Raw genomic sequence first — 13,476 nt, 5'->3', positions numbered from 1 at the left:
TTGCCTTGGTGTTCCATCAAGTACTCTTCCGATTTGTTGAGGAACGTCTGCGATGCAGCAGAACGCCGAACAGACTCAATGTCTACCTTTATTGCCGTTGCGGGACGTCGTCGTGTATCCGCAAATGGTTATCCCTCTGTTTGTAGGGCGTGAAAAGTCGATTCAGGCGCTTGAAGCTGCGATGGAAGCTGATAAGCGCGTATTGCTAGTGGCTCAGCGAGAAGCAGCCCAGGATGAGCCGGACAATGCCGACCTCTATGCCATGGGCACAGTGGCGGACATTATGCAGCTGCTCAAGCTTCCCGATGGCACTGTAAAAGTGTTGATTGAAGGCAGCTTTCGCGCGGATGTACTGGACATCGAAGAGAACGAAGCGGGCTATACGCAAGCCCATCTTTCTCCTCGAGAGAGCGAGCCCTTAACCAGCCGCGAACAGGAAGCGCTGGTACGCGTGCTGCTTAATCAGTTCGAGCAGTACGTTAAACTGTCGAAAAAAGTGCCCAATGAGGTGCTTAACTCGCTTTCCGGGATTGAAGATCCAAGCCGGCTAGTGGACACCATCTGTGCTCATTTATCGCTAAAAATTGGCGATAAACAGGAGCTTTTAGAGATGGATAGGGTGCGCGATCGTATTGAGCACCTGATGGCCTTAATCGAATCTGAAATTGATCTTCTTCAAGTAGAAAAGCGCATCCGCTCACGTGTTAAAGAGCAGATGGAAAAGACCCAGCGCGAGTACTACTTAAACGAGCAGATGAAAGCCATTCAGAAAGAGATGGGCGAGCTCGACAACGTACCAAATGAAGCCGAAAAGTACGAGAAAGCGATCAAAGAGTCGGGCATGCCACAAGAGGCTGCCGATAAAGCGACTCAAGAGCTGAACAAGCTGAAAATGATGGCTGCTAACTCTGCAGAATCGACCGTCGTGCGCTCCTATCTGGATTGGCTGATAGCGGTCCCTTGGAAAAAGCGTACGCGCGTGAAGCATGATCTTGTGAAAGCGCAAGAAGTGCTTGATGAGGACCATTACGGCCTCGAAGAGGTAAAAGCACGTATCCTTGAGTACTTGGCTGTACAAAAGCGCGTACGCAAGATGAAAGGCCCTGTGCTGTGCCTGGTAGGCCCACCTGGGGTGGGTAAGACCTCGCTGGGTCAGTCCATCGCGCGGGCGACCAATCGTAAGTATGTACGCTTGGCATTGGGCGGAGTGCGGGATGAGTCGGAGATTCGTGGCCATCGACGCACTTATATTGGTTCATTGCCCGGTAAGCTAATGCAGCGCATGAGCCGTGCAGGTGTCAAGAATCCACTGTTCCTGCTGGATGAAGTGGATAAGCTCGGCATGGATCATCGTGGCGACCCAGCCTCAGCGCTTTTGGAAGTGTTGGATCCTGAGCAAAACAACAGCTTCAGCGATCACTATCTGGAACTGGATTACGACCTTTCAGAGACGCTGTTCATCTGTACGGCCAATTCGATGAATATTCCTGGCCCGCTTTTGGACCGTATGGAAATTATTCGTCTGCCAGGCTATACCGAAGATGAAAAGCTGGCGATCGCCAAGCGTTATCTGTTGCCGAAGCAGCTCGCTGCCAATGGACTGAAGACAGATGAGCTGGCACTTCAGGATGATGCGCTGCTGGAGCTTATTCGCTACTACTCGCGTGAAGCGGGGGTGCGTGAACTTGAACGCCAGATTGCTAAAGTCTGCCGTAAAGTGCTTCGTGAGCGCTTGGAGCGTAAAGACCTCGAAGAGACGCAAACCCTTTCTGCTGAGCAAATTGAAGCCTATGCCGGCGTACGACGTTACAGCTACGGGCTGGCTGAGCAGGACGACCAGATTGGCCGTGTAACAGGGCTTGCTTGGACATCAGTCGGTGGAGAGCTTCTCAGCATTGAGTCTGTGGTGACGCCAGGTAAAGGGCGAATTAACAAAACGGGCTCGCTCGGCGATGTAATGAAAGAGTCCGTTAGTGCCGCACAAACCGTTGTGAAGGCGCGTGCTCACGGGTTCGGTATTGACCCTGCGCGTTTTGAGAATGAAGACCTGCATATCCATGTGCCAGAAGGGGCTACGCCTAAAGATGGCCCCAGCGCTGGTGTCGCGATGGTAACGGCTATGGTGTCGGCTTATACGCAGCGTGCAGTGCGCTGTGATGTAGCGATGACCGGTGAAGTTAACCTTCGGGGCGAGGTGTTGCCGATAGGCGGCCTGAAGGAGAAATTGCTGGCAGCCCGTCGCGGTGGTATAAAGACCGTCTTGATTCCTGAAGAAAATCGTCGTGATCTCAAGGAAGTACCGGAAAATATCAAGGGTGCACTTGATATTCGTCCGGTACGCTGGATAGATGATGTATTGGCGGTGGCGCTAGTGAGCGATGAAAACGATGAGGGCACGTCTTTAAAAAGTGCTGAAAAGGGTGCTAAAACATCGTTTACTTCCTCCACCGTAGCCAATACACACTAATATTAAAGCCATTGGTCTTTAATGTTTACTTAAAGAATTTGCCCAAAGCCTTGTGCAGCGGGCATTCCACGGTGTGTTTGCTTGACAGGTGTTTCAAGGCATTGCTATAAAACGCAGCTATGCTTTGAGGTTGTACCTTCTGGTGGCCATGCCGTACAGAGCCATTTTTTTGAAACAGTTAAGGGGTGAAGTGTGAATAAGTCTGAGCTGATTGAAGCCATTGCCGCGTCTGCCGATATTCCTAAAGCAGCGGCAACCCGCGCATTGGATGCCATGGTGGAGTCTGTCACCGATAGCCTCAAAAAAGGTGAAAGCGTTTCACTGGTAGGTTTTGGTACCTTCGCTATTAAAGAGCGTGCTGCACGTACTGGCCGTAACCCGCAGACGGGCCAGCCTATCGAAATTAAAGCGGCGAAAGTACCTGGCTTCAAAGCAGGCAAGGCGCTGAAAGACGCCGTTAATTAATTGTTCTGTGTTTATGTAATCTAATGGGCGCATCGCATCCGCGATGCGCCCATGTTATTTTTTGGCCTGGTATTTAAGGGGTTATCCGAAAACGATTTCGGGCAACGTGAAGGTTTATTTATATGGCTGTGTTTATCTGAGGCTAGCATGCTGCAAAGTATTCGAAATGGCTCCAGAAGCTGGGGCGCCAAAATTATTATCGGTCTCATGGTGGCTGCCATGGCGCTGTTTGGGGTGGAATCACTGTTTAGTGTGTTTGGCAGCGATCCCAATGAAGTCGCAAGTGTCAATGGCCAGCCCATCATGCGTCAGCAGGTTGAGCTGGAGGTGCAGCGAGCGCTTCGGTCAGGCCAGGTTCCGCCGGAACAAGAGCGTGCGTTGCGCAATGATATGCTGGACCAGTTGATCACCCAGCAACTGCTTACTCAGTACGCTGATGACGGTGGGTTCTACGTCTCCGATGCACAGTTAGACCAAATTATTGTAGGCCTCCCCGAGTTTCATGATCAAAATGGTCATTTCTCGGCCGACATTTTCCGTAACCGGCTAGCGGGTGCAGGTTATTCACCTGTCTCGTTTCGTCAGGACTTGCGCGTCGACATTAAGCGTCAGCATTTGCAGCAAGGCTTGGCATTCAGCGATTTTAGCCTGCCCAGCGAACAGGCTCGTTTGGCCGAGTTACAAAATCAGCAGCGCAGTTTTCGTTATGTGCTGATGAGCAACGACGACGTAGATGTTGATATCAATGTCACCGACGAGCAGGTACAGGCTTACTATGATGCCCATCAGGAGCGTTTCGAGCGGCCTGAGCAGGTACGCGTTGAGTATGTGCTGATTGATCGCCAAGCCATGGCCGCTGAAAGTGAAATTGATGAAGAGACGCTTCGCCAGGCGTGGCGTGAACAGAATCAAAATGCAGATCGGCGTATTTCACATATCATGGTGACCTTTGGTGATGAACGTTCCCGTGAAGAAGCACGCAGCATTGCTGACACTGCTTATGATGACCTGGAAGATGGTGAATCCTTTGCTGATACGGTACTCCGCTACTCTGATGACACAACAAGTGCCGAGGAAGGAGGGGATCTAGGTACGATTTCGCGCGGTATTTTCGGCAATGCATTTGATGAGGCTGCATTCTCTCTTGCTGAAGGCGAAACGTCGCAGGTCGTTGAAGTTGATGGTGCCTTCCACATTCTGCGAGTGACCGATGTTGATGCCCCCTCATTTGAAGAGCAGCGCGACGTACTGCGTCAAAATGTTGCGTTAGGCGACGTTAACGATGCATTTAACGCCAAGGTGCAGCAGTTGATTGACCAGAGCTTTGCTGCGGACGATTTGCAAAGCGTCGCTGATGATATTGGTTTAACGTTGACGCAGACCGATTGGCTCGCGCGTGGTGAAGGCGAAGGCGTTCTTTCGGAGCCGGGCGTGCTGGATGAAGCCTTCAGCGAAGAGGTGCTGACTGATGGCTATAACAGTGAAGTGATTGAGCTCGACGATGATCGACGCTTGGTCTTGCGTGTGGCCGAACATCGTGAAGCGACGTTGATAAGCCTGGATGACGTTCGCGATGAGGTAGAGCAGTCCGTTGCCGCCCAACAGCGTCAACAAGCCATGCTTGAGCAGGCTCAAGCAATGACAGCTTCGCTTAATGCGGGTGAGACGCTCGACGTCAATTGGCTTGAAGCCACTAACGTTAGTCGTCAGCAGAATGGTTCTTTACCTCAAGGATTGGTGTCGGAAGTCTTCCGTATGCCGAATCCGGATGAAGGTGAAAGCCAGTACCGGGCTGTTACGCTGTCGCAAGACGTTGCGGTTATCGCGTTGGATGACGTATCGGCAGGCGAAGATAATGATCAAATAGCGGGTTTTGTCGCGCAAATGGCTGAGCAGTTAAGAGCCCAAGCGGTGATCCAGGGCTTGATTGACACCCTGTATCAGGATGCGGATATCAAGCGCTAACGTTGTCAGGTATGAATAAAAAAGCCGATCATCGATTGATCGGCTTTTTTGTGTTTGCTGAAGGCAGTTACGCCGCGGGCGGCGTGGCCAAGGAGAATTGACGCAGCTTGGGTTCAGGGCGGTCAGACTCCTCGATAATCACGTCCCAGCCGTGCTGGTCATCCCAATCACCCAGTACAAAGCGTTTAGCAGGTACGTCTTCCACCGTAAGATCATGAACCTTAGGGCGGTGCGTATGGCCATGGATCATGGTGGCAACGCCATAGCGCTCCATTAGTTGCACGACTTCAGCATGGGTCACGTCCATAATCGCTTCTGCCTTGTTGGCGTTGGCATCGCCTGATTGCATGCGTAGGCTTTTGGCAAGCTCCAGGCGCTGCTCAAGAGGCAGCGCTAGAATCTGTGCTTGCCATTCAGGATTGCGCGACTGCTGCCTGAACGCCATATAGGCTTCATCCTGGGTGCACAGGCTGTCGCCATGCAGCAGCACAAGCGGCACGCCCTCCAACTCCACTTCCTGCACATCGGAGAGCAGTGTTGCCTGGCAGGCATTAACAAACCGTTCGCCCAGCAGAAAGTCACGGTTGCCATGAGACAGATAAATAGCCGTACCGTCATCGCTCAGCTTGCGTAAGCGCTGGATGACTTTAAGCGCCACGGCGCCAAGGGGATGCTGAGTGTCGAGTAAGTCATCACCCATCCACGCATCAAAAAGATCACCCAAAATATAAAGGGCGCTTGCGCCCTGGGCCGTTTGTTCCAGATAGCGATAAAACCCCTGATTGATCTCAGGGGTGTCGCTGCTTAAGTGCATGTCAGCTACAAGCAGTGTGCGCATGATGCTCCCGAAGAGTTATTCTGCTTCTTTTACATAAGCACGCTCAATGATCACATCTTCCGCAGGCACATCCGCATGCATGCCACGGCGTGTTGTGCTCACACCCTTAATGGCGTTGACCACGTCCATACCATCAACTACTTCACCAAAAACGGCGTAACCCCAACCTTGAAGGCTTTTTCCGCTGTGATCCAAAAAGCCGTTGTCGCCAACATTAATGAAAAACTGGCCAGTCGCCGAATGGGGGTCTTGCGTTCGAGCCATGGCAAGCGTGCCGATAGTGTTCTTTAAGCCATTATCCGCTTCATTCTCGATCGAATCACGTGTCGGCTTCTGGTTGAAATCCTGATCAAAGCCACCGCCTTGCACCATAAACTCGTCAATGACGCGGTGAAACAGTGTGCCATCGTAAAATCCATCACGAACATACTGCTCGAAGTTAGCCGCTGTTACCGGCGCTTTTTCATGATTAAGCGCGATAGTGATGTCACCGTGGTTTGTCTGTAATACGATCATGAATAAATTCCTGTTCAATGAAGACGTTCGCCTTGGCGCTGTGCATCGGCGTCACGCTATAATAGCGGTTTTGCTTGGCACCGCGAAGCGCTAACCTAATAGCGTAGGCAGAGGTTGCCTGGCACGCCATCCACCACGAGGTTTTCAACACCACCATGACCAACGAGACCACCCCAGCGCCGAACTTCATTCGCAACCAAGTACGCGACGAGATCGAGGGCGGCCAGGTCACAAAAATCGTGACGCGTTTTCCCCCAGAGCCGAACGGTTTTCTGCACATCGGCCACGCAAAGTCGATCTGCTTAAATTTCGGATTGGCGGAGCAAATGGGTGGTGAGTGTCATCTGCGTTTTGACGACACCAACCCGGCGAAAGAAGAGCAGGCTTATATTGACGCCATCAAAGAAGACGTCAGTTGGTTAGGTTTTAGCTGGGCGGGCCCGGTTCGCTTTGCTTCTGACTACTTTGACCAGCTTTATGCCTGGGCACAGCATTTAATTCGCGAAGGCAAAGCCTACGTGGATGATCTCTCGCCCGATGAGATCCGTGAGTATCGCGGTACGCTAACCGCTCCTGGCAAGCCAAGCCCTTACCGCGAACGTAGCGTTGAGGAGAACCTGGATTTACTCGAGCGTATGCGTGTTGGCGAATTCGGTGAAAGTGAAAAAGTGCTACGTGCCAAAATCGATATGGCATCGCCTAACATCAACTTGCGCGATCCCATCTTGTATCGCATTCGTCATGCGAATCATCACCAAACCGGCGATAAATGGAAGATTTATCCTTCCTACGACTTCACTCATGGGCAGTCGGATGCGATTGAAGGCATCACTCACTCAATCTGTACGCTGGAATTTGAAGACCACCGTCCGCTATATGAGTGGTTCCTGAATAATCTCCCGGTTCCCGCCCAACCACGTCAGATTGAGTTTGCGCGCTTAAACCTGGATTATACGCTGACCTCTAAACGCAAATTGAAGCTGTTAGTGGACGAGCAGATCGTAGACGGCTGGGATGACCCACGGATGCCGACGATTTCCGGCATGCGCCGCCGTGGTTATACCGCCGCCTCTATTCGTAAATTCTGCGAAATGATCGGCGTGACGCGTGCCGATGGCGGGCTTGTCGATATCGCCATGCTGACCCACGCTATTCGCTCGGACCTTGAAGATAACGCGCCGCGTGCCATGTGCGTGCTGAAACCGCTCAAGGTCGTACTGACTAATGTGGCAGAAAACCACGAGGAAGTGTACGACGTGCCGGGGCACCCCGCGCGTGACGACATGCCGACGCGTAAGGTACCGTTTGGTCGCGAGCTGTACATCGACCAGGATGACTTCATGGAAGATGCACCCAAGAAGTTCTTCCGCTTGGCGCCAGGCAAGGAAGTTCGCTTGCGCAACAGCTACGTCATCCGGTGTGACGAGGTGATCAAGAACGACGCCGGTGAAGTGGTTGAGTTGCGCTGTTCGGTGGACTTCGACACGCTCGGCAAAAATCCGGAAGGGCGCAAGGTGAAAGGCGTGGTTCACTGGGTCAGCGCCACTCACGGTGTGCCCATGGAAGTGCGTCTGTATGACAATCTGTTCATGGTCGAGCAACCGGACCGTGACAAGGATGTCGATTTCCTTGAGCACCTGAACCCAGAATCATTGGTCATCTGCCAGGCAATCGGCGAGCCAAGTCTGGCCAAAGCCGTGCCAGAAGATCGTTTCCAGTTTGAACGCATGGGTTACTTCTGCGCTGACCGTCATCTCTCCAAGCCGGGGCAACTGGTGTTTAACCGTACCGTAGGGTTGAAAGATAGCTGGGCGAAAATCAAACAGAAAGGTTAAGGATCGTCATATGCAAATTTACAATACGCTGACGCGTCGCAAGGAGCCATTTACGCCGCTGGTCGCGGGTAAGGTAAGCATGTATGTCTGCGGCATGACGGTGTATGACTATTGTCACCTTGGCCACGCCCGCGTCATGGTCGCATTTGATGTCATTACTCGCTATTTGCGCCACCGTGGCTATGACGTTACCTACGTGCGTAACATCACCGATATCGACGATAAAATCCTTAAGCGTGCTGAGGAGAATGGTGAAAGCATTACGGCGCTAACCGAGCGCATGATTGATGCCATGCATGAAGACGAAGCGCGGCTGAACGTGCTGCCACCCAGCCAAGAGCCCCGTGCAACGGGGCATGTTGGGGATATCGTCGGCATGATCGAAACGTTGATCGAAAAAGGTTTTGCCTATCCTGCCGGAAATGGCGATGTGTACTACCGAGTGCGCAAATTTGCCACGTACGGCAAGCTCAATAACCGCCAGCTAGACGATATGCGTTCAGGTGCGCGGGTTGATGTGGATGTTCATAAAGAAGATCCGCTTGATTTTGTGCTTTGGAAAGCGGCAAAACCGGGTGAGGCGCACTGGTCATCACCCTGGGGCGATGGCCGTCCTGGCTGGCATATCGAGTGTTCGGCCATGTCGACCTGCTGTTTGGGTGATACCTTTGATATTCACGGTGGCGGGCCCGATTTGACCTTCCCGCACCATGAAAACGAAATTGCTCAGTCAGAAGCCGCGACGGGGAAAACTTACGTTAACACCTGGATGCATGCGGGCGCTGTCCGTGTGGATCAGGAAAAAATGTCGAAGTCGCTAGGCAACTTCTTCACCATCCGAGACGTACTGGCCGAGCATGATCCGGAAGTGGTGCGTTACCTGTTGGTCGCCAGCCACTACCGGAGTGCGATTAACTACTCGGTTGATTCCCTCGTAGAGGCGCGTAAATCGTTAACGCGCCTTTATACCGCGCTGGATGGCGTCGACACTGCGGCCCAAATGGATGAAGCCGCTAGTCCTTATCGTGACCGCTTCACCCAGGTCATGGACGATGACTTCAATACCCCGGAGGCGCTCGCTGTACTATTTGAGTTGGCGCGAGAGGTTAATCGTGCCAAAAGCGATACACCTGAAAAGGCCGTGGGGCTGGCTGGTGAATTAAAACAGCTCGCTGGTGTGTTGGGGCTTCTCACGCAAACGCCTGCCGCGTTTTTAAAAGGCTCTCAGTCGCAAGGGGTAGCGCTTAGCGAAACGGCTATCCAGGAAAAAATTGCCCAGCGTCAGGCAGCGAAAGCGAGCAAGGATTTTGCTCAGGCAGATGCCGTTCGTGATGAGTTGGCGGCGCTAGGTATCGTGTTAAAAGACTCACGTGAAGGAACTACGTGGGTCATTGAATCTCCTTAGCAAGAGCCGGTGTGCCAGGCGTCGCTATAGCGGCGTCTGGCAGCCACTCAAATGCCACTTATACTAGTAATGCCTCCCCTCACTAAAAGACGTCTACTAAAGGATTGCCAAGATGCGCTTTACTATCAAATCTCTGCTATCTGTCGCTGCCCTGTCGTTGACAACATTAAGCCAAGCGAATGCCAATGAGCCCGTTGTCGTTGCCTCCAAAATCGACACGGAAGGGGCGGTGCTGGGTGAGTTAATCATTCAGACGCTAGAGCGCAACGGCATACCAACGCAAGACCGCCTTCAACTGGGTGCTACGAATGTGGTGCGTACCGCGCTAACTGCTGGAGAAATTGATCTATATCCTGAATACACCGGAAACGGTGCTTTCTTTTTCGATATGGCGGATAGCGATGTATGGAAAGATGCTGACCAGGCACATCAAACCGTACGTGAATTGGATGCGCAAAATGGGTTGGTATGGCTAACGCCTGCGAGCGCGAATAATACCTGGGCCATAAGTATTCGTCAGGATGTTGCAGATGAGCATAATTTGAAAACACTGGATGATCTTACTGCTTATATTGCCGATGGCGGCGATTTCAAATTTGCGGCTAGTGCAGAGTTCGTTGAATCCGCTCAGGCGTTACCCGCTTTTCAAGAGGCGTACGGATTTGAGTTAACGGATGAACAACTGCTGGTGCTTTCAGGCGGTAATACAGCGGCTACAATGCGTGCCGCGGCTCAACAAACCAGTGGCGTTAACGCAGCGATGACCTATGGAACGGATGGCGGCTTAAGTGCCCTGGGCCTGGTGGTATTGGAAGATTCGAAAGGCGTTCAACCTGTCTATCAGCCCGCACCGGTCGTACGAGAAAGTATTCTTGAAGCCTATCCGGATATCGAGCCGCTGCTTCATGATGTATTTACAACCCTGGACGAGGTAACGCTGCAAGCGCTTAACGCGGATGTAGCCGTTAACGGTTTATCGGCAAGTCAGGTCGCTAACGACTATCTCGACCGTTTGGATAACTAATAAATGTCGCTTTTGGATGCGCTGCCCACGCCTCGTTTGGGGCGTGGTGGTTACCCTAATGCTGTTTTAATCAGTTTAAGTGTGGTGATGCTGGCAGCGGTTTGGGGGGTGGATACCGTCAGCGTTGCACCTAACCGAATTGTGCAAGGAGAGAGTGTTAACGTTCAGGGCGCCTTCGGCTGGCCCGGTGCTGTGCTTGTCTCATTACTGGTCATTGCGTTGGGAAGCCTGGCGTATCAGCCCAGCCGTACCCACTATTGGGCGGCCTTGGGCGTAGTGGTATTACTACTGACGCTGATGCCGTTTGGATTAATGGTCGCCAGCCACTTTTTAATAGACCCAGAGCTTCCTCAAGCGCGATTAGGCATCGGGGGCGGTTATTGGGTTGTCTTGTTTATCTCATTGTTAGGTATCGTTGAACTACGCCTGCGGCTTGGTTTAAAACGTTTATGGCCGGTTCTCATATTGTCAGGCGTTGGACTGATTTGGTGGCTTTGCGCGTGGCTCTGGTTAAGCGACTTGGCTCTGGTTCAGGAATTTAAAGCGCGGGATCATCAATTTATACAGGCGATCAGGCAGCATATTTTCCTGGTGAGCACCGCTGTGAGTATGAGTGTGGTAATGGGCACGCTGCTTGCCCTGTTGATGCGTCGCTTTGCCAGGCTGCAAAAGGTTGCTTTTGCGCTGCTTAATTTCCTCCAAACTATCCCTAGCCTGGCACTCTTTGGCCTTTTGCTGGCGCCTCTGGCGTGGCTTGCCGCCAATGTGCCTTTCCTGGCTAAGGTTGGGGTGAGTGGAATTGGTAATACGCCCGCGCTGATTGCGCTGGTGGCTTATAGCCTGCTGCCCATGGTGCGTAATACCTACACTGCCTTGGAAGAGGTCAGTCCGGATACTCTGGAAGCCGCAAGCGCCATGGGCATGCACCGTATTCAGCGGTTTTGGCAGGTTCGCCTGCCCTTGGCTCTGCCTGTGCTGTTGGAGGGTGTGCGTATTACGACGGTTCAAGCCATTGGGCTCACGGCAGTAGCGGCTTTGATTGGCGCAGGGGGCTTAGGTACCTTCATCTTTCAAGGGCTAGGCCAGGCCGCCATGGACATGGTGCTGCTGGGTGCACTGCCCATTTTGATATTAGCTTTGTTAGTGGATGCGGGCCTGGGTGCCTTGGCAGAAGCACTGCGCCCAGGAGGCGTCCAATGATCAAACTTTCACACGTCTCAAAGCGTTTCGGTGCTGAAACGGCAGTTGATGCCATTAATCTAAAAGTGGAAAAAGGCCAGTTTTGTGCGCTGGTAGGTACCTCTGGCTGTGGCAAATCGACCACGTTGCGCATGATCAATCGCTTAATCGAAAAAAGTGATGGTGAGATTACTCTGGATGGCCAGGCCATTGAAGCGTATGACCCGGTCAAGCTGCGCCGCCGGATCGGATATGTGATTCAAAGCACGGGGCTATTCCCTCACTGGACGGTTGCTCGCAATATTGGGCTGGTACCACGCCTACTGAAATGGCCTGCGAAAGATATTCAGGCGCGGGTTGAGGAGCTAATGGGCTTGCTTGGCTTGCCGGTTGCTGAGTTCGCACATAAATATCCGCATCAGCTTTCTGGTGGGCAGGCTCAGCGCGTAGGTGTTGCTCGCGCCCTGGCGGCTGATCCGGATATTTTATTAATGGATGAGCCTTTTGGCGCGCTGGATCCTATCACGCGCGTCAAGTTGCAGGATGAGCTGGCAGGCCTTCAGGCGCGGTTACATAAAACCGTTGTGTTTGTCACACATGATATGGATGAAGCGCTTAAGCTGGCTAATCATCTTGTCGTAATGCGCGATGGCCATATCGTGCAGCAGGGGACACCGCTTTCACTATTACAGCACCCCAAGGACCCTTTTGTTGAATCGCTTTTGGGTGGGCTTGAGCGTGGTTTAAAGCAAGCGGCCTTAACGCGAGTCAAGGACCACATGTCTTCGATGGGGCCAACGTTACCCTCGCAATTTCGTATACCCGCTGACTTTTCGTTGCGCCAAGCGCTTTCCATGATGCTGCGCGACCATACGGATCGTCTTGCTGTGGTTGATCAGCAGGATGTTCCAATTGGCGAGCTTTCTCTGCGTAAGATAGTAAAAGAGGCCCAGTTGGAAAAAGGAAGCATGCGTGAAGCCTGATGTGAAGCGTGTGATTCGTTCGACCCAAGCCACCGCAAAGACGGCCTGGTTGTGGCCGTTCTTATGGGGCACGCTGTTGGCTATCTGTATCGTGGGAATACCGCACGCCCAAGGTATCTTTCAGTGGATAGAGCCGGATGTTCGGCAGGTTATCTATCAACGTACACCTTTTTATGTGTTGCTTGAGCGCCATGTACTGGTCGTTGGAGTTGCCGCGGTTGTTACCATAAGCCTGGGTGTTGGCGCAGGTATTGCGGTAACGCGTCGAAAAGGGCAGGATTTTTTGCCGTTAGTGTCGCAACTTGCATCACTTGGACAAACGTTTCCCCCCGTGGCGGTATTGGCATTAGCCGTGCCGGTACTGGGTTTTGGCACTTTGCCCATTATTGTAGCGTTGATGCTTTATGGCCTGCTGCCGATTGTACGCAATACCCTGGCAGGGCTTCAGGATGTTGATAAAGATATTAAAACCGCAGCCCGTGCGGTGGGGCTAACACCCCTCCAGGTGCTTTACCAGGTAGAGCTGCCTTTGGCTGCGCCCGTTATATTGGCGGGTATTCGTACCTCGGTGACTATCAATATTGCGACCGCTGCACTCGGTGCCACGGTGGGCGCCAGTAACCTGGGGGACCCGATCATTGCCGGCATTATTAATAACAATATGGCTTACGTCCTTCAAGGGGCCTTGGTAATTGCGCTTCTGGCGCTTACGGTTGATAGCATGTTTGATGCACTTCAAACCAGGCTGCGCTTACGACTCTCTTCTTCCTAACGCCTTGCTTCTAGGGTCTGTCTGAAA

Annotated in this window: 11 protein-coding genes; 9 read left to right on the top strand and 2 right to left on the bottom strand. The window is 52.5% G+C overall.

Annotation, left to right across the window (positions count from 1 at the left end; translation table 11 throughout):
- Positions 1-52: 52 nt before the first annotated feature.
- The 3 genes from lon to FKN99_RS15940 all read left to right on the top strand — a co-directional run bounded on the left by lon (position 53) and on the right by FKN99_RS15940 (position 4,897).
- Positions 53-2,467, top strand: a complete 2,415-nt coding sequence (gene lon, locus FKN99_RS15950; RefSeq protein ID WP_172118798.1) for an endopeptidase La — start codon at positions 53-55, stop codon at positions 2,465-2,467.
- 192 nt (positions 2,468-2,659) lie between these two features.
- Positions 2,660-2,932: an HU family DNA-binding protein gene (locus FKN99_RS15945; protein ID WP_087111465.1), complete on the top strand. Its 273-nt coding sequence runs from the start codon at positions 2,660-2,662 to the stop codon at positions 2,930-2,932.
- 147 nt (positions 2,933-3,079) lie between these two features.
- A complete protein-coding gene (locus FKN99_RS15940; RefSeq protein WP_172118797.1) occupies positions 3,080-4,897 on the top strand; it encodes a SurA N-terminal domain-containing protein in 1,818 nt (605 codons plus the stop codon).
- Positions 4,898-4,964: 67 nt separating this feature from the next.
- Here the strand turns inward: FKN99_RS15940 and FKN99_RS15935 are convergent, their stop codons facing one another.
- Complete coding sequence (locus FKN99_RS15935; RefSeq protein ID WP_172118796.1) at positions 4,965-5,735, bottom strand: UDP-2,3-diacylglucosamine diphosphatase; 771 nt, start codon at positions 5,733-5,735, stop codon at positions 4,965-4,967.
- Between the two features lie 15 nt (positions 5,736-5,750).
- Complete coding sequence (locus FKN99_RS15930) at positions 5,751-6,251, bottom strand: peptidylprolyl isomerase (protein ID WP_172118795.1); 501 nt, start codon at positions 6,249-6,251, stop codon at positions 5,751-5,753.
- Positions 6,252-6,406: 155 nt separating this feature from the next.
- On the opposite strand from FKN99_RS15930, the gene FKN99_RS15925 reads away from it, so the two are divergent.
- The 6 genes from FKN99_RS15925 to FKN99_RS15900 all read left to right on the top strand — a co-directional run bounded on the left by FKN99_RS15925 (position 6,407) and on the right by FKN99_RS15900 (position 13,449).
- Positions 6,407-8,086 (top strand): glutamine--tRNA ligase/YqeY domain fusion protein, encoded by a 1,680-nt coding sequence (locus tag FKN99_RS15925; protein ID WP_172118794.1) that lies wholly within the window; start codon positions 6,407-6,409, stop codon positions 8,084-8,086.
- A gap of 10 nt (positions 8,087-8,096) precedes the next feature.
- A complete protein-coding gene (cysS, locus tag FKN99_RS15920) occupies positions 8,097-9,491 on the top strand; it encodes a cysteine--tRNA ligase (protein ID WP_172118793.1) in 1,395 nt (464 codons plus the stop codon).
- 112 nt (positions 9,492-9,603) lie between these two features.
- On the top strand, positions 9,604-10,515 hold the full coding sequence (gene osmF, locus FKN99_RS15915) for a glycine betaine ABC transporter substrate-binding protein OsmF (protein ID WP_172118792.1): 912 nt from the start codon (positions 9,604-9,606) through the stop codon (positions 10,513-10,515).
- A gap of 3 nt (positions 10,516-10,518) precedes the next feature.
- Complete coding sequence (locus FKN99_RS15910) at positions 10,519-11,715, top strand: ABC transporter permease (RefSeq protein WP_172118791.1); 1,197 nt, start codon at positions 10,519-10,521, stop codon at positions 11,713-11,715.
- Positions 11,712-12,677 carry an ABC transporter ATP-binding protein gene (locus FKN99_RS15905; protein WP_172118790.1) on the top strand — a complete coding sequence of 322 codons (966 nt, stop codon included), beginning with the start codon at positions 11,712-11,714 and terminating at the stop codon, positions 12,675-12,677. The genes FKN99_RS15910 and FKN99_RS15905 overlap by 4 nt, the downstream gene beginning before the upstream one ends.
- A complete protein-coding gene (locus FKN99_RS15900; RefSeq protein WP_172118789.1) occupies positions 12,667-13,449 on the top strand; it encodes an ABC transporter permease in 783 nt (260 codons plus the stop codon). Before FKN99_RS15905 ends, FKN99_RS15900 begins: the two co-directional genes overlap by 11 nt.
- Positions 13,450-13,476: the final 27 nt, after the last annotated feature.

Source organism: Halomonas hibernica (genome assembly GCF_013183775.1).
Taxonomy (GTDB): Bacteria; Pseudomonadota; Gammaproteobacteria; order Pseudomonadales; family Halomonadaceae; genus Vreelandella; species Vreelandella citrativorans.
This window is presented reverse-complemented; position numbering and strand designations above follow the sequence as displayed.